At 69.2% G+C, this 15921-nt stretch carries 14 protein-coding genes and 1 tRNA gene; 12 read left to right on the top strand and 3 right to left on the bottom strand.

What is annotated here, in order from left to right; genetic code table 11:
• Nucleotides 1–148: 148 nt before the first annotated feature.
• The gene (locus tag RWP81_RS06790; protein ID WP_314453926.1) at nt 149–1084 is read left to right on the top strand and encodes a phosphodiesterase; all 936 of its coding nucleotides are present in this window, start codon (nt 149–151) and stop codon (nt 1082–1084) included.
• On the opposite strand, the gene RWP81_RS06785 is transcribed toward RWP81_RS06790, so the two are convergent.
• Entirely contained in the window at nt 1035–2615 is a 1581-nt protein-coding gene (locus RWP81_RS06785; RefSeq protein ID WP_314453923.1) for a stealth family protein, read from the bottom strand. The genes RWP81_RS06790 and RWP81_RS06785 overlap by 50 nt on opposite strands.
• Before the next feature lie 240 nt (nt 2616–2855).
• Between RWP81_RS06785 and RWP81_RS06780 the strand changes: the two genes are divergently transcribed.
• The 8 genes from RWP81_RS06780 to RWP81_RS06745 all read left to right on the top strand — a co-directional run bounded on the left by RWP81_RS06780 (nt 2856) and on the right by RWP81_RS06745 (nt 11568).
• A complete protein-coding gene (locus RWP81_RS06780; protein WP_314453921.1) occupies nt 2856–3788 on the top strand; it encodes a 4-(cytidine 5'-diphospho)-2-C-methyl-D-erythritol kinase in 933 nt (310 codons plus the stop codon).
• 340 nt (nt 3789–4128) lie between these two features.
• Nucleotides 4129–4431: a DUF427 domain-containing protein gene (locus RWP81_RS06775; RefSeq protein WP_055957021.1), complete on the top strand. Its 303-nt coding sequence runs from the start codon at nt 4129–4131 to the stop codon at nt 4429–4431.
• A gap of 14 nt (nt 4432–4445) precedes the next feature.
• Entirely contained in the window at nt 4446–5270 is an 825-nt protein-coding gene (locus RWP81_RS06770) for an ATP-binding cassette domain-containing protein (RefSeq protein ID WP_314453918.1), read from the top strand.
• Nucleotides 5267–6010 carry an ABC transporter permease gene (locus RWP81_RS06765; protein WP_314453915.1) on the top strand — a complete coding sequence of 248 codons (744 nt, stop codon included), beginning with the start codon at nt 5267–5269 and terminating at the stop codon, nt 6008–6010. The genes RWP81_RS06770 and RWP81_RS06765 overlap by 4 nt, the downstream gene beginning before the upstream one ends.
• Nucleotides 6007–6795: an ABC transporter permease gene (locus tag RWP81_RS06760; protein WP_314453912.1), complete on the top strand. Its 789-nt coding sequence runs from the start codon at nt 6007–6009 to the stop codon at nt 6793–6795. Before RWP81_RS06765 ends, RWP81_RS06760 begins: the two co-directional genes overlap by 4 nt.
• Nucleotides 6792–7727 carry an ABC transporter substrate-binding protein gene (locus RWP81_RS06755; protein ID WP_314453910.1) on the top strand — a complete coding sequence of 312 codons (936 nt, stop codon included), beginning with the start codon at nt 6792–6794 and terminating at the stop codon, nt 7725–7727. The genes RWP81_RS06760 and RWP81_RS06755 overlap by 4 nt, the downstream gene beginning before the upstream one ends.
• A 301-nt stretch (nt 7728–8028) precedes the next feature.
• Nucleotides 8029–9579 carry a hypothetical protein gene (locus RWP81_RS06750; protein ID WP_314453907.1) on the top strand — a complete coding sequence of 517 codons (1551 nt, stop codon included), beginning with the start codon at nt 8029–8031 and terminating at the stop codon, nt 9577–9579.
• Nucleotides 9580–9738: 159 nt separating this feature from the next.
• Entirely contained in the window at nt 9739–11568 is a 1830-nt protein-coding gene (locus RWP81_RS06745; RefSeq protein WP_314453905.1) for an ABC-F family ATP-binding cassette domain-containing protein, read from the top strand.
• A 258-nt stretch (nt 11569–11826) separates the two neighbouring features.
• On the opposite strand, the gene RWP81_RS06740 is transcribed toward RWP81_RS06745, so the two are convergent.
• On the bottom strand, nt 11827–12339 hold the full coding sequence (locus tag RWP81_RS06740) for a hypothetical protein (protein WP_314453902.1): 513 nt from the start codon (nt 12337–12339) through the stop codon (nt 11827–11829).
• A complete protein-coding gene (locus tag RWP81_RS06735; protein WP_314453900.1) occupies nt 12336–12833 on the bottom strand; it encodes a MarR family transcriptional regulator in 498 nt (165 codons plus the stop codon). The genes RWP81_RS06740 and RWP81_RS06735 overlap by 4 nt, the downstream gene beginning before the upstream one ends.
• 84 nt (nt 12834–12917) lie before the next feature.
• Here RWP81_RS06735 and RWP81_RS06730 point away from each other — a divergent pair.
• The 3 genes from RWP81_RS06730 (at nt 12918) to RWP81_RS06720 (ending at nt 15463) form a co-directional block, all read left to right on the top strand.
• Nucleotides 12918–12989, top strand: a tRNA-Gln gene (locus tag RWP81_RS06730).
• Nucleotide 12990: 1 nt separating this feature from the next.
• Complete coding sequence (gene glmU, locus RWP81_RS06725; RefSeq protein WP_314453897.1) at nt 12991–14439, top strand: bifunctional UDP-N-acetylglucosamine diphosphorylase/glucosamine-1-phosphate N-acetyltransferase GlmU; 1449 nt, start codon at nt 12991–12993, stop codon at nt 14437–14439.
• Complete coding sequence (locus tag RWP81_RS06720) at nt 14429–15463, top strand: ribose-phosphate diphosphokinase (protein ID WP_314453895.1); 1035 nt, start codon at nt 14429–14431, stop codon at nt 15461–15463. Before glmU ends, RWP81_RS06720 begins: the two co-directional genes overlap by 11 nt.
• Nucleotides 15464–15921: the final 458 nt, after the last annotated feature.

Here is a 15921-nt window from a genome sequence, read left to right as displayed (position 1 = left end):
GGCGGAAGAGCCGACGCGCACAGCCGCGTCAGGGTGAATTACCGACGTGTTCATCACGCGTTCGCGAAACATGTCTGTAACATTTTGAGGCACCGGGAGCATCACGCCGGTGACGAGGCCGCACCCGACGGCCCGAGAGGAACTCGAGATGCGCTACTCCGAATACCCCCGTGCCGAACGCGTGCTGCTGCACCTCAGCGACACCCACCTGCGTGCCGGCGGCACACGGTTGTACGACAGCGTCGACTCCGAGGCCTACCTCGCCCGCGCGGTGGCGGCCATCGACGAGTCGGGCGTGCGACCGAACGCCCTGGTGTTCACGGGCGACCTCGCCGATTTCGGCGAGGCCGACGCCTACGAGCGGGTGCGCGCGCTGGTGGAGCCGCTCGCCGAGCGCCTGGGCACGCGTGTGGTCTGGGTCATGGGAAACCACGACGACCGCACCGCCTTCCGTGCGAGCCTGCTTCCCGGCGACGGCGCTGAGCCGACCGCACCGGTCGACCGCGTCGACGAGTTCGACGGCCTGCGCATCGTCACCCTCGACACCTCGGTACCGGGCGCGCACCATGGCGAGGTCGGTGCCGACCAGCTGGCGTGGCTCGCCGAGGTGCTGGCCACCCCCGCTCCTCTCGGAACCATCCTCGCGATGCACCACCCGCCCGTGCCGAGCGTCCTCGATCTGGCCGCCTCTGTGGAGCTCCGCGACCAGCGCAGTCTCGCCGCCGTCCTGCGCGGGAGCGACGTCCGCGCGATCCTCGCCGGTCACCTGCACTATTCGACGTTCGCCACGTTCGCCGGCATCCCCGTATCGGTGGCATCCGCCACCTGCTACACGCAGGACCTCATGGTTCCGGCGGGGGGAACGCGCCCGCAAGACGCGGCCCAGGGCTTCAACATCGTGCACGTGTACGACGAGACGGTCGTGCACTCCGTCGTCCCGCTCGGGGCAGCCGAGGCGCTGCAGTACGTGGACGCCGCCGAGTCGCAGCGACGCCTGCGCGAGGCCGGGCTCGTCGTCCCGGCCACGCGTGAACTCAGTGGACCGGTGTCGCCGCCGACGACGCCGCTGCCGATCCTGCGCTGACCGCCGGCTTCTCCCAGGGGGCCGCGACCGGGAAGTACCGTTCGAGGCATGCCCGGAGCGCGGGAACGCGCACTTCTTCGGGGATCTCGGGGACGCTGCCGTCGTTCAGGCAGAACATATCGGTGTCCCGACGTGTGACGAGTCGCTCCATCGTGCGCAGGGAGTCGAGCTGGGTGGTCTGCACATAGCGGGTCCGGGGCTCGGTCGTCACGATCGCGCGTCCGGTCGCGAGCGCGTAGTAGTGATACAGGCTGTTCGTGACCGAGATGTCGGTCGCCGAACGGAAGCGGCTCGCGGCGGTGCGGGCGTAGTCGTCGGCGAACTCCTGCTCCAGTTCGGCCGCGACCGAGCGACGCAGCGGGGTCGCACAGTGTTCGAGGTCGAGCGTGATGACCCGGCCGAAGCGCTCTTTGAGCAGGGCGCGGTTCACGCGCAGGCCGTTGTCGTGCCCCGAGCGGTCGATGTGCGAGGGACCGCTGCCGATGCGCACGCCGCTCTCGACGAAGCGGCTCACGCCCCCGCCGCTGAAGAACAGCTCGGGTGTCACGGGGCGCCCGAAGAACATGTCGTCGTTGCTGTAGAGGAAGTGTTCCGCCAGACCCGGGATGCGGTGCAGCTGGGCCTCGACCGCGTGGGAGTTGTGCGTGGGGAGCACCGAGGGATCGGCGAAGAACTCCTCGCTGCGCACGATCGTCACCTTGGGGTGATCGGCGAGCCATTCCGGCGTGGGGGAGTCGGTGGCGATGAAGATGCGGCGCACCCACGGTGCGTACATGTGCACGCTGCGGAGCGCGTAGCGCAGCTCGTCGACCTGGCGGTAGCGGGCGGCGTTGTCGTCGCCATCGCCGACGACGTACCCCTTCATGCGCGCGGCGCGCTGCCGCTGGAACTCGCTGGACGACCCGTCGACCCACGAGAAGACCATGTCGACATCGGCGGTGAACTCGTTCGGGTGGGGGTCGAACATGCCCGAGATCGTCTCCCACCTCCGCCCGTAGCGCTCCACCTCGACGAGGTCGAGGTCGGTCGCGGCGAAACGGCGGCGGCTGAGGGCGCTCGGACGGGGCGCTTCGATAGTCTTCTCGCCGAAACGCCAGAGCTCGAGGCGGGGGGCGAGCGATGCGCCGTAGCGATACGAGCCCTCCGTCGAGGTGCGCGGGCGGAAGACCGCGTACGCCTGCACGGATCCTGCGGTGGGGTGCACGCTGTGCGCGGGCACGGGGTCCTCGCCGCGGGCCTTCATGTAGACCGGACCGAGGTCGGGGTCGCGTAGCGCCTCGATCGCGGCTTCGGCGTGGGCGGTGTCGACGACGAGCTTGGGGCGGCGGTTCGCGTCGCGCACGAGCAGAACGCGGATCCCCGCGGCCTCGATCGCGGCGGCGGCGGTCAACAGGTCTTCCCGCTCGGCGTCGGCCGGGGTGGCGGTGTCGTCGACCATGTGCAGGATGCCGTCATGCATCCGGATGTCGGAGCGGGATAGCAGCGCGCGCCAGGGATCGGCGTCGATCGACAGGGGGACCATTGGGCGCATGCTGCCTCCTCGGGGGTCGGGGACGGTATCCGGTCACCGTACGGTTCCGGGGTTTCGAAGACGTTTCGGCAGCGGCGGCGAACGTCGGGGAGCGGAGCGCTACTGTCGAAGAGTGACTCAGATCGCTCGCTCCGGACCGGACCTCCCCGTACCGACTGGGGAGCGGCGGGGGGCCTCGGACCGAAGCTTCAGTCTCGCACACGCGGGCAGCGGCCGACGAGCGGGGGCGGGAGAACGGCGATGACGACGCATACCCCCTCCTCCGTGCGCGTACGCGCACCCGGCAAGATCAACGTCTTCCTCGAGGTCGGCGACGTGCAAGACGACGGCTACCACGAGCTCGCGACCGCTTTCCAGGCTGTGTCGCTCTACGAGGAGATGACCGCCACGTCTGCCGACGGGATGTCCCTCGAGGTGTCGTCGCGCGGACCCGTCGACATCGACGGCGTCCCCACCGACGACCGCAACCTCGCCATCCGCGCCGCCCGATTGCTGGCACAGGCCGCGGGAGTGGACCGCGGCGCTCACCTGTCGATCCGCAAGGCCGTACCGGTGGCCGGCGGAATGGGCGGTGGGTCGGCGGACGCGGCCGCCGCGCTGGTCGCGTGCGACGCGTTGTGGGGGCTCGGGATGCCGATGAGCGAGCTCTCCCGACTGGCCGCGCGCCTCGGCGCCGACGTGCCGTTCGCGTTGATGGGCGGGACGGCGGTGGGCACAGGACGTGGCGACGAACTGAGTCCCGCGCTGGCACGCGGCCGGTTCGACTGGGTGCTCGTGCCCAACGACGTCGGCATATCGACGCCGGTCGTCTACGGCGAGCTCGATGCCCATCGGGAGCGCCACGCGGTCGACATCGGCCCTGCCCCGCGCGTGCCCGCCGTCGACCCCGATGTGCTGCACGCGCTCCGGCAGGGCGACGCGAAGATGCTCGCGGCGACACTGCGCAACGACCTGCAGGCCCCCGCGTTGCACCTGCGTCCGGATCTGGCACGCGTGCTCGAACGCGGTGAGAGCTCGGGGGCCCTCGCCGGCCTCGTCTCGGGCTCAGGTCCCACCCTCGCCTTCCTCGCCGCCGACGAGGCGTCCGCGATCGACCTGCAGGTGACGCTGAGCGCCGCCGGTCTCATCGCCCTGCACGTGCACGGTCCGGTCCCCGGGGCTCGTGTGATCTGAGGGCCGTAACGGGTTCCGGTCCCTTCGACAGGCTCAGGGACCTCGACCGCAGCGCAGGGACCTCGGCTGCGGCTCGGGACCTCCGCTGTGGCTCGGGACCTCGGCTGTGGCGCGGGACCTCGGCTGTGGCTCGGGACCTCGCACCGGCTCGGAGCGCTTGCGGGGCGGAGGTGGCTGAGCCTGTCGCAGCCACCGGAGCGGCGGATGGCGCGGCACCATAACCCAGGTGGACATACGGGGCAATGTTCAGATGGCGCGATCGGTAGCTCGCTACCCTCGTCCGAGGTGGTTGGTCACCGCTGGGTGCCGTGCCCGCGGGGCGCCACGAAGGGGGTATCCCATGAAGGCAGTGCTCGACGGCGTCGTGATCGCCGAAGCCGACCGCGACGACCTGGCATCGATCGAGGGCAACTGGTACTTCCCGCCGCAGGCCGTCCGCGACGGTGCCCTGCAGCAGAGCCCGACGCCGTACACGTGTCCCTGGAAGGGTGCGGCGCAGTACTGGAGCATCTCGCTCGACGGTGCCGAGCTCACCGACGGCGCGTGGTCGTACCCCGACCTTCGCCCGGGCGCGGTCGACCGCGTCGGCAAGGACTTCGCCGGCTACGTCGCCTTCGACCGCAAGGTCGTGGTCTCCGACTGAGGTCGGTCGAACCCATGATCGAATTCTCGGCCGTCTCAAAGGTCTTCCCCGACGGCACCCGCGCCGTCGACGATTTTCACCTGGTAATCCCGTCGCGTAAGACGACGGTGTTCGTCGGATCGTCCGGGTGCGGCAAGACCACTCTGCTGCGGATGATCAACCGCATGGTCGAGCCGTCTTCCGGCTCGATCGAGATCGACGGCGACGACATCGGCGGTAAGCCGGCCGTGCAGCTGCGGCGCAGCGTCGGCTACGTGATGCAGAATTCGGGACTCCTTCCCCACTTCACCGTCGCCGACAACATCGCCACCGTGCCGGTGCTGCAGGGCCAGAACCGTAAGGCCGCGCGTACGCGGGCCCTCGAGCTGATGAAGACCGTCGGGCTCGACGCCGCGATGGCCGACCGCTACCCCAGCCAACTCTCGGGCGGGCAGCAGCAGCGCGTGGGCGTCGCGCGGGGGCTCGCCGCCGATCCGAACATCCTGCTGATGGACGAGCCGTTCGGCGCCGTCGACCCGATCGTCCGCGATGAGCTGCAGCAGGAGCTCATCCGCCTGCAGAGCGACATCGGCAAGACGATCGTCTTCGTCACGCATGACATCGACGAGGCCTTCCTGCTGGGTGACCAGGTCGTCATCCTCGAAAAGGGTGCCAAGATCGCGCAGGTCGGCACCCCCAGCGAGATCGTCGAGAACCCGGCATCCGATTTCGTGGCGAGCTTCATCGGCGCCGTGAAGGGCAAGCGCGCGCTCCACCTCAAGCAGACGCCGAACGGAACGGTCGTGGTGGATGCCGAGGGGCGCACGCAGGGTGCCCTGAGAGACGAGCCGCTGTCGTGACCTGGCTGTGGGGAAACCTCCCCCTCGTGCTGGATCTCACCCTCAACCACATCCGGTTGAGCATCATCCCCATCGTGCTCGGGTTCGTGATCGCGGTGCCGCTCGGACGCCTGACCCTGACCAGTCGTTATGCCCGCGCCACGATGATCACGGCGATGAGCCTGCTGTACACGATCCCGTCGTTGCCGCTGTTCGTGATCCTGCCCGCCATCATCGGCACCCGTGTCTTGAGCGACACGAACCTCATCGTCGCTCTCACCATCTACGCCGTCGCCATCATGGTGCGCGCGACCTCCGACGCCTTCTTCTCGGTGTCGGCCGACACCAAGCAGGCGGCCACCGCGATGGGCTTCTCGGCGTGGCGTCGGTTCTGGCGCGTGGAGTTCCCGCTCGCGGGACCCGTCATGCTCGCCGGACTCCGTGTGGTGTCGGTGTCGACGATCGCCCTGGTCTCGGTCGGCGTGCTGATCGGTTCCGAGAACCTCGGGTACCTGTTCCTCAACGGCAAGGCGCGTAACAACCTCGAAGAGGTGGGAGTGGGCATCATCGCCACGCTCCTGATCGCCCTCGTGTTCGATCTCATCCTGGTGGCCGTGGGACGCATCCTCATGCCGTGGGTCCGCGTCGAACGTGGCGCGGGTCGACGCGCCAAGCGCAACGTCGCCCTCACCCACCTCTCTTCGGGGGGCACCGCGCCGATCACCGCGGGCGACGCCGTTGTCTCGGGGGGTCGCGAGTGAACCTCTTCATCGACGCGATCGCGTGGATCCTGGCGCCCCAGAACTGGCAGCCGGGGGGAGTGTCTCCCCTCCCCATCCAGGACCGCATCTTCGAGCACCTGCTGTACACGGCCCTCGCCGTCGTGATCGCGGCGCTCATCGCTCTGCCCCTGGGGTTCTACATCGGGCACACCGGGAAGGGTCGCCAGTTCGTCATCGGATTCACCGGTGCCATGCGCGCTCTGCCCACCCTCGGCGTGTTGTTCTTCCTCACCATGGTGCTCGGTTCGGTCGTGACCGGATCGTCGGGCATCTTCTGGGGCACGATCGTCGCACTCGTCATCCTCGCGATCCCCTCCATCCTCGCGGGGGCGTACGCGGGTCTCGAGTCGGTCTCGCGGCCCGTCATCGACGCCGCCCGCGCGGTCGGCATGACCGAGATGCAGATCCTGACGCGCGTCGAGATCCCCCTGGCCCTGCCGCTGATCATCGGCGGACTCCGCGCGGGCACCCTGCAGGTGATCGCCACGGCAGTCATCGCGTCCTATGCGGGCCTGGGCGGGTTCGGCCGCATCATCAGCAGCGGAATCGGTCTCAACGACTATGACCGCATCCTGGGCGGCGCCATCCTCGTGACGGTGTTCGCCCTCGTCGTCGACGCGCTGTTCGCGCTCGTCCAACGATTCACCCGCGGCCCCGGAGCCAGCACCGGCCCCGGCGGCCGAGGAGTCAAAGTCCGTCGAGGGGCGTCCCGTCCCGAGTCGGTGGTGGAAACACCAACCCACGAGAGGAATGTCACAGCATGAGCATTTTCAGTAAAGGCCGGGTCGCCGCGGGCGTCATCGCGGTCGGGGCCGTCGTGGCCCTGGCAGGGTGTTCGCAGGCGGATCCCACCGCCCCCGACACCGGTAATGCCGGCGGCGGCGACTCCAGCCAGATCACCGTCGGGTCGTTCGCGTTCCCCGAGAGCGAGATCCTGGGCGAGATCTACGCCCAGGCCCTCGAGGCGAAGGGCTTCGACGTGCAGACCCGGTTCAACATCGGACCGCGTCAGCAGACGATCCCGGCCCTGCAGGACGGCTCGATCAACCTGATCCCCGAGTACAACGGCAACTTGCTGGCGTACTACGACACCGAGTTCACCCAGCGCACCACTGAAGACGTCGACGCGGCGCTCGCCGACGCCGTGGCGGCGGACGACCTCGTCGTGTACTCGTCGGCCGAGGCCGAGGACAAGGACGCCTACGTCGTCACCCAGGCCTACGCGGAGGCGAACGGCCTGACCTCCATCGCCGACCTGGCGAAGGTGCAGCCGTTCAGCCTCGGCGCCAACCCGCAGTTCGCAGAGCTGGGATACGGCATCCCGGGTCTAGCCTCGGTGTACGGCGTCAGCAACGTGACCTTCGTGCCCTACGAGGACTTCGGCGGTCCCGACACCGTGCGCGCGCTCGTCGACAACACGGTGCAGGTGGCCGACATCTACACGACCTCGCCCGCGCTCGTGGCCGAGAACCTCCTCGTGCTCGAAGACCCCGAGAATCTGATCGCGGCGCAGAACGTGCTCCCGCTGCTCAGCGCGTCGATCGACACACCGGAGCTGAAGGAGGCGCTCGACGCCGTCTCGGCCAAGCTGACCACCGACGACCTGATCGCCCTGCGCGACCGCGTCGAGGGTAGCGAGCAGGCATCGGCGTCCACCGCCGCCGCCGACTGGCTCAAGGAGGCGGGCCTGGTCTGACCACGCCCCTCTTCTACGACGAAGGCCGTCCCGTTCCCGGGGCGGCCTTCGTCGTGGTGTCGGTATCGCGTCATCGCTCTGCCGGACATGCACATGTTGACATGGGGAGATGACCGACCGGCCTGCCGCGTTGGCCCGGTTGGGCGGCAGGACGCCTCGTCTCGTCGCTTCCGGGTGAAGTGGGGATCCTGGATGCTGATTTCGAGGTGACCCCGTTACCGGGGAGTCGCTTCGCTTCCCACGATGGAAGGGACCTGGCCGCCCACAGTGTGCCGTGCGCCCCTTCACCATCGGAGTCTGCATGATCGATCGTCCCCTCCCCGTCCCCTCCGGGTCGCTCCCCACCGAGCCTCTTTCCCCGGCGTCTACACCGCCGTCGCGTCGGGCGGTCGTCGGAGCCGCACTGTGGTCGGTGCCCGCGATCGCGCTGGTCGCGAGCACCCCCGCATCGGCCGTGTCGAACACGTACTCCGTGGAGATCGCCGTCTCGTCCGGCGTCCTGCCGGCGAGCGGAAGCGTCCCGCTCAGCGTGACGGTCACCAGCGCAGGCACGCCCGCGACCGGAGTCGCGGTGTCGCTCGCGGGTCCCTCGGGCGCGCAGTTCGCCGAAGCAACGGGTATCACCGATGCGAACGGTGTGTACACGACGTCCATCGATCTGGCGAAGCCGTGGACCACCCCCGGAAGCTCGGCGATGGTGACGGCCCTCGTCGGCGGCGAATCGAACACCCGCGTCTTCACGGTCTACGGGGCCAATCTCCTCGTGGGCGGAAACAACTCCGGCGGGCAGCTGGGCCTGGGATGGGCATCGGGACCGATCGGCGGGATGCGTCAGACGTCGCTGGTCTTCCCCTCCCCGGTCGTCGATGCGCGCGGTTCCGGATACCCCGGAGGAAACGGAATGTTCACGCTAGCGCTGCTCGCCGATGGTTCGGTCTGGGCGACCGGTCAGAACCAGAACGGCACGCTCGGCGACGGGACGACCACGAGCCGGACGACGTGGGCGAAGGTGCCCGGGCTCCCATCGATCGCCTCGATCGCGGCGATGGGCACGTCGTCGTACGCCATCGACACGGTCGGCGACGTCTGGGCCTGGGGAAGCGGTGACGGCAACCAGCTCGGCGAACCCGTCTCCGGAGGCCGCACGACGCCCGCCCGCATCCCCTCCTTCGGCGGCGCGACCCGCGTCTACGGGGCCATGTTCACGGCGCGTCTTTCGCGCAAGAGCGATGGAACGTGGTGGGGATGGGGAGGCAACGGCAACGGGGAACTCGCCGACGGGACCTTCACGAGCCGATCATCGCCGGTTCGCGTCACGGCGCTCGACGGCTTCACGGACGTCGCTGACGGCTTCGGCGCAGGGTTCGTCGGCCTCCGTTCGGACCGCACGGTCTGGGCGTGGGGACGCAACAACTACGGCCAGCTCTGCGATGGGACCACGACGTCGAGCTCGGTTCCGAAGCCGATCCCCGGTCTTGCCGACGTCACCGCGATCGCGGGCACCACGGGGCTGAACTGGGACGGCTTCGGGGCGACGGGGTATGCGCTCAAGACGGACGGCACCCTGTGGGCGTGGGGGCGCAACGACGATCTGCAGATCGATTCCACGAAGACGGACATCCTGTCGCCGGTGCAGATCGCCAGCGATGTCGTCACGATGACGGCCTCGCAGGGTGGTGTCTTCGCGCTGAAGAGCAACGGGTCGGTGTGGAACCGCGGTGCTCAGCTGGCGTGGAACATCGGTCGGACCAACGGCACCTCGTTCACGCTCCCGCGCCCCGCCAGTACTCTTCGGGGCGCCACGTCGGGCCAGGGCGGGGCGCAGGCGATCTACATGGTCACGACTCCGTAAGAGGGGGTTCGCGGCCGGGGCGACCACCGTCAGCGTCCCCGCCGCGTCACGGCCCGCGCGACGGGGGAGCACGATACGCGGTGACCGAGGGGATGCCACGGCGGGGTGTCGTGGACGCCGCGCGGCATCCCCTCGGTCACCGCGTAGCCTGGGACCGATATGGCACATCTGCTCGGGGGCGAAGCCCTGCACCTGGAATACCCGACCAAGGTCGTCTTCGACTCCGTCTCGCTCGGCGTCAACGAGGGCGACCGCATCGGCATCGTGGGTCGTAACGGCGACGGCAAGTCGAGCCTGCTCGGCATGCTCGCCGGCATCCGCGAGCCCGACGGCGGCCGTGTAACGGTGCGCGGCGGGGTGACAGTCGGTGTGCTCGATCAGCAGGACACCCTCGACGACGACGAGACCATCGGCCACGCGGTGGTCGGGGACCGATCCGAGCACGAGTGGGCCGGCGACGCACGCACGCGCGACGTCATCGCCGGGCTCTTGGGCGACCTGCCGTGGGACGCGCGCCTCGGCGATCTCTCGGGCGGACAGCGCCGTCGCGTGGCTCTCGCCCAACTGCTGTCGGGCGACTGGGACGTGTTGTTCCTCGACGAGCCCACCAACCACCTCGACGTCGAAGCCATCACCTGGCTCGCCACGCACCTGAAGAGGCGATGGGCGCCCAGCGCGGGCGGTTTGCTCGTCGTGACCCACGATCGGTGGTTCCTCGACGAGATCTGCACCGCCACATGGGAGGTGCACGACCGTCTCGTCGAACCCTTCGAGGGGGGTTACGCCGCGTACATCCTGCAGCGCGTCGAGCGCGACCGTCAGGCGGCGACCATCGAACAGCGTCGGCAGAATCTGGCGCGTAAAGAGCTGGCGTGGCTGCGCCGAGGCGCTCCGGCGCGCACGTCGAAGCCGAAGTTCCGCATCGATGCGGCGAACGAGCTCATCGCCGACGTGCCCGAGATCCGCGACAAGGTCGCCCTGCAGTCCCTCGCCGTCGCGCGCCTGGGCAAAGACGTGGTCGATCTGCTCGACGCCGGCGTGACGTACCCTTCGACGGGCTCGGGGACCGGCTCGGCACCCGCAGAGCCCCGGGTCGTGCTGAGGGACATCGAGTGGCGCATCGCGCCGGGTGAGCGCACCGGCATCCTGGGCGTCAACGGCGCGGGGAAGTCGACGCTGTTGAACCTGGTGACCGGCTCGCTCGAACCCACGAGCGGACGCGTGAAGCGCGGCAAGACCGTCAAGGTCGCAACGCTCACCCAGCGCCTCGACGAGCTCGAGCAGCACATGGACGACCCCGTGCGCGTGGTGATCGCGAGCCTCCGCACCACCTACGCGTTCGGCGCCGGTTCGAAGTCGCAAGAGCTCACCCCCGGTCAGCTGCTGGAGCGTCTCGGTTTCTCGAGCGCCCAGCTCTCGACGCCCGTGAAAGACCTCTCGGGCGGTCAGAAGCGACGCCTGCAACTCCTGCTCGTCATCCTCGACCAGCCGAACGTGCTCATCCTCGACGAGCCGACCAACGACCTCGACACCGACATGCTCGCCGCGATGGAAGACCTGCTGGACTCGTGGTCGGGCACGCTGATCGTCGTCTCGCACGACCGTTACTTCCTCGAGCGGGTCACCGATCAGCAGTACGCGATCCTCGATGGCCGACTCCGCCATCTCCCCGGAGGCGTCGACGAGTACCTGCGTCTGCGGGCGATCCAGGATGCCGAGCCCTCGCGCTCCGCGGCATCCGGAGGCGCCCCCGCGGCGTCCGGCCTGCAGGGCGCGGAACTCCGCGCCGCGCAGAAGGAAGCATCGGCCACCGAGCGGCGCATCGAGAAGCTGCAGCAGCAGATCGATCGGGCCAAGGCATCGCTCGCCGAGCACGATCAGGCGGACTACGTCGGCCTCGGCAAGGAGATGCAGCGGATCTCGACGCTCGAGGCCGAGCGCGATGAGCTCGAGATGCAGTGGTTCGAGCTCACCGAGACGATCGGCTGAGCCGGACGGGACGCGGCTCTCCCGTTCGCGCCGGCTCAGGCGTGGCGCACGGGGTGGAGGAGATTCCGGGAGCGGAGGATCGAGCGAACGGCATCCGTCCTCCTTTGCCGGAATCTCCTCCCGGCGCGTTCTCGCGCCGTCGCCTGGCGCCGAAGCGGAGCGGATTCCGGGAGCGGAGGGCCGGTGGCACGGCATCCGTCCTCCGCCCCCGGATTCTCCTCCCGGCGCGGTCTCCCCAGACGGGGGAGTGCGAGCCCCTCAGTGGACGGCGTACTCCAGGATGACGATGAACAGCCCGAGGCACGCGGTGGCGAAAGCGCCGAGGAGACGCATCACCAGATTCGCCTTGCGCCGCGCGTACGCGAAGTAACCGAGGATCCCGAGCACTAAAAAGGTCGACCAGCCGCAGAGTTCCGACGCATCTTCGACCGACATGCCCGCCGCGTCGGCGAACACCAGCACGAGCACGGAGGGCACCGACGCGTAGAGCATGCCGGCGCCATGACGGATGCCGTCGGCGGTGGCGTGGCGCAGGCCGTGCTCCGCGTGCTGGGTGAGGGTGTGCGCGAACACATGGGCGATGAAGAACACCACGAGCGAGCTCGTGGCGCTCAGCAGTACCTCGCCCACCGTCTCGGCGTGATCGTCGGCGATCGTGACGAAAGCGGCGAACACGATCAGGCCGTAGATCGCGGCGGGGGAGCGGAAACGCACGTCGAACCAGGCGCGGACGCCCTTCCACCGCGACGGCGAGCGGACCTCGGCGCTCACGCGTCGAATCCCATGCTGAGCTTGCGCAGCAGAGTGGCCAGCCGGTCGCGGTCGCCGCGCGACAGGCCCTCGAGCAGCAGGGCCTCCGCGTCGACGAGGCGGGTGATGGCGGCATCCACGCGCACGCGGCCGTCTTCGGTCATGGTCACCAGAATGCTCCGTCCGTCACCCGGGTCGGCCTCGCGCCGCACGAACCGTCGGGCGACGAGACGGTCGATGCGGTTGGTCATGGTGCCGCTGGAGACGAGGGTCTGCTGCAGCAGCTGCTTGGGGCTGAGCTGGTAGGGCTCGCCGGCCCGCCGGAGCGCCGACAGGACGTCCCACTCCCACGACTCGATGTCGCTGCGACGGAACGCTTCTTTGCGGGCGATGTCAAGGTGCCGCGACAGCCGCGCGACGCGTGACAGCACCTCGAGCGGGGAGAAATCGAGGTCGGGTCGCTGACGGACCCACGCATCGACGATGCGGTCGACCTCGTCGCTGTCCCGGTTCACGGTCTCATTATGGCGGCCCGGCTGTCGCGGCGCGGATGCGGAGGCGCGCCGTCTGGCAGACTTGACCGGTGCCTGCGGGCACGGTCCGCCGTGGTGTAACGGCAGCACGACAGCCTTTGGAGCTGTTAGGTCCAGGTTCGAATCCTGGCGGCGGAGCATGACTTCCACGACCGAGCTCGCCGTCGTCGTCCTCGCTGCGGGTCAGGGCACCCGCATGCGCTCGCGCCTCCCCAAGGTGCTGCATCCGGTGGGTGGAAGGCCGTTGGTCGGCCACGTGCTCGACACCGCGGCATCCCTGGACCCTGCCCGCATCGTCGTGGTCGTGCGGCACGAGCGCGAGCTCGTCGCCGAGACCGTGGCCGAGCTCGCCCCCGGAGTGATCGTCGTCGATCAGGACGAGGTGCCCGGAACGGGCCGAGCGGTCGAGGCCGCCCTGGGCGCGCTCGAGGGTTTCGAGGGTGACGTGCTCGTGCTCAGCGCCGACGTGCCGCTGCTCGAGACCGGCACGCTGACCGAACTGCTGGCGACGCACCGCACGGGCGGCACGGCCGTGACGCTGCTGAGCGCGCGGGTCGACCAGCCGTTCGGATACGGCCGTATCCTGCGCGACGACGCCGACGGCGTCCGCCGCATCGTCGAGCAGAAGGATGCGACGGCCGACGAGGCCGCCGTGACCGAGATCAACGTGGGCGTGTACGTCTTCCGGTCCTCGCCGCTTCGCGCGCAGCTCGCGCTCGTGGGCACCGACAACGCCCAGGGCGAGAAGTACCTCACGGACGTGATCGGCCTGCTGCGGGAGGCGCAGCTCGGGGTGGCGGCATCCGTCACCTCCGACGCCTCCGCCGCACTGGGGGTGAACGACCGCGTGCAGCTGTCCGAGGCCGGCCGCACGCTCAACGCACGGACGGTGCGTCGGTGGCAGCTCGAGGGCGTCACCGTGGTCGACCCCGCCACCACCTGGATCGACACGACCGCGACGCTCGCGCCCGACGTGACCATCCTGCCCAACACGCACGTGCGCGGAGCGACGGTCATCGCCTCGGGCGCCACGATCGGACCCGACACGAGCCTGGTCGACTGCGAGGTCGGCGAAGGCGCCACCGTCACCCGCACCGACGGCACCCTCGCCGTGGTCGAGGCGGGGGCCACCGTCGGGCCCTTCGCCTACCTCCGCGCCAATGCCCGCGTGGGCGTCCGCGGCAAGGTCGGCACCTTCGTCGAGGTCAAGAACTCCTCGATCGGCGAGGGCAGCAAGGTCCCGCACCTGTCGTACATCGGCGACACCGACATCGGTCGTGGCGTCAACCTGGGCGCCGGAGCCATCACCGCCAACTACGACGACATCGCCAAGCACCGCACGGTCATCGGCGACGAGGTGCACAGCGGTTCGCACAACGTCTTCGTCGCGCCGGTTACGATTGGAGACGGCGCCAAGACGGGAGCCGGCGCGGTCATCCGCAAGGACGTTCCGGCCGGTGCTCTGGCACTGAGCGTGGCACCCCAGCGCAACATCGAGGGGTGGGTCGAGAAGAACCGACCGGGCACCGCAGCAGCCGACGTGGCCGCTCGGGCTCGGGCTGAACAGGAAGCGGCCGATGGCTCGTAAGAAGAATCGTGTAGATCTCGACCGCGTCAACGGCATCGCCCCCGGGCTGGTCGCCAAGACGAAGAAGCGACTGGTCGTCGCCTCGGGTCGGTCGCACCTCGAAGTGGCTGCCGAGGTCGCGCACCATCTCGGCACCGAACTCGCCCCGACCGAGCACCGAACCTTCGCCTCCGGCGAGATCTACACCCGTTTCGAGGTGTCGATCCGTGGATGCGACGTGTTCGTCATCCAGTCGTTCGGTCCGCCCGTCAACGAGTGGCTCATGGAGCTGCTCATCATGCTCGACGCGCTCAAGCGCGCGTCCGCCAAGCGCATCACGGTCGTCGCCCCGTACTACCCGTACTCGCGGCAAGACAAGAAGGGCCGCGGTCGTGAGCCGATCAGCGCCCGTCTCGTCGCCGACCTGCTCAAAACGGCCGGCGCCGACCGCATCATGAGCGTCGACCTCCACGCGGCGCAGATCCAGGGTTTCTTCGACGGCCCCGTCGACCACCTCTTCGCCAAGCCTGTGCTGCTTGAGCATTTCGAGCAGACGCTCACCGGCGAAGACCGCGAGACCCTCACGGTCGTCTCGCCCGACATGGGTCGCGTGCGCGTGGCCGACACCTGGTCCGACAGCTTGGGCGCGCCGCTCGCGATCATCCACAAGCGACGCGATCCGAAGGTCGCGAACCAGGTCTCGGTGCACGAGATCGTCGGTGATGTCACCGGCCGCACCTGCCTGCTGGTCGACGACATGATCGACACCGGTGGCACGATCCAGAAGGCCGCCCAGGCGCTCAAGGCTGCCGGTGCGCGCAAGGTCATCGTCGCCGCGACCCACGCGATCTTCAGCGACCCGGCCACCGAACGGCTTCAGGATGCCGCCATCGACGAGGTCGTCGTCACCGACACGGTCCCGCTGCCCGCTGAGCGCCGCTTCGACCGACTGACGGTGCTGCCGATCGCCCCTCTGCTGGCCCGCGCGATCCACGAGGTCTTCGAGGACGGCTCGGTCACGAGCATGTTCGGCGGCGACGCGTAGGCGTTCCGCTCCCGCCGACTCAGCCGCCTTCCGTTCCGGGAGGCGGCTGAATCCGTCCCGGCGGAGCCGGCTGAGCCTGCCTCGGCTCTCGGTCCCTGCTCCGGTAGAGGTGGCTGAGCTTGTCGAAGCCACCCCCGGGGCTCGCCGCGGCAGAGGTGGCTGAGCCTGCCTCGGCTCTCGGTCCCATCTGCGGTAGAGGTGGCTGAGCTTGTCGAAGTCACCGGTCCCTTCGACGAGCTCAGGGACCTGCTCGGCGGTCGAGGGCCGGTCGACGCGGGCGACAAAGCGCGTTTCGCATCGGTGGCTCACAGCCGGCGCAAAAGAATGAACCGGGCTGCCGTCAAGGTCGTGTCCCTACCGTGAGCACGAACGAACGAGCTCGGCACGACCGAAGGAGGACCCTCATGATCCGCACCACAGCCGTACCCCGTCCCGTCCGCATCGGCACCGCACTGCTG

It is taken from the genome of uncultured Microbacterium sp. (assembly GCF_963521695.1).
In the GTDB taxonomy this organism is placed as follows: domain Bacteria; phylum Actinomycetota; class Actinomycetes; order Actinomycetales; family Microbacteriaceae; genus Microbacterium.
Note: the sequence above shows the minus strand (reverse complement) of the source record. Positions and strands in the feature narration are given on the sequence as shown.

What these genes read in the sequence shown, in the direction of transcription:
- RWP81_RS06790 (WP_314453926.1), top strand. Translation starts at nt 149, where the DNA reads ATGCGCTACTCCGAATACCCCCGTGCCGAACGCGTGCTGCTGCACCTC.
- RWP81_RS06785 (WP_314453923.1), bottom strand. Translation starts at nt 2,615, where the DNA reads ATGCGCCCAATGGTCCCCCTGTCGATCGACGCCGATCCCTGGCGCGCG.
- RWP81_RS06780 (WP_314453921.1), top strand. Translation starts at nt 2,856, where the DNA reads ATGACGACGCATACCCCCTCCTCCGTGCGCGTACGCGCACCCGGCAAG.
- RWP81_RS06775 (WP_055957021.1), top strand. Translation starts at nt 4,129, where the DNA reads ATGAAGGCAGTGCTCGACGGCGTCGTGATCGCCGAAGCCGACCGCGAC.
- RWP81_RS06770 (WP_314453918.1), top strand. Translation starts at nt 4,446, where the DNA reads ATGATCGAATTCTCGGCCGTCTCAAAGGTCTTCCCCGACGGCACCCGC.
- RWP81_RS06755 (WP_314453910.1), top strand. Translation starts at nt 6,792, where the DNA reads ATGAGCATTTTCAGTAAAGGCCGGGTCGCCGCGGGCGTCATCGCGGTC.
- RWP81_RS06750 (WP_314453907.1), top strand. Translation starts at nt 8,029, where the DNA reads ATGATCGATCGTCCCCTCCCCGTCCCCTCCGGGTCGCTCCCCACCGAG.
- RWP81_RS06745 (WP_314453905.1), top strand. Translation starts at nt 9,739, where the DNA reads ATGGCACATCTGCTCGGGGGCGAAGCCCTGCACCTGGAATACCCGACC.
- glmU (WP_314453897.1), top strand. Translation starts at nt 12,991, where the DNA reads ATGACTTCCACGACCGAGCTCGCCGTCGTCGTCCTCGCTGCGGGTCAG.
- RWP81_RS06720 (WP_314453895.1), top strand. Translation starts at nt 14,429, where the DNA reads ATGGCTCGTAAGAAGAATCGTGTAGATCTCGACCGCGTCAACGGCATC.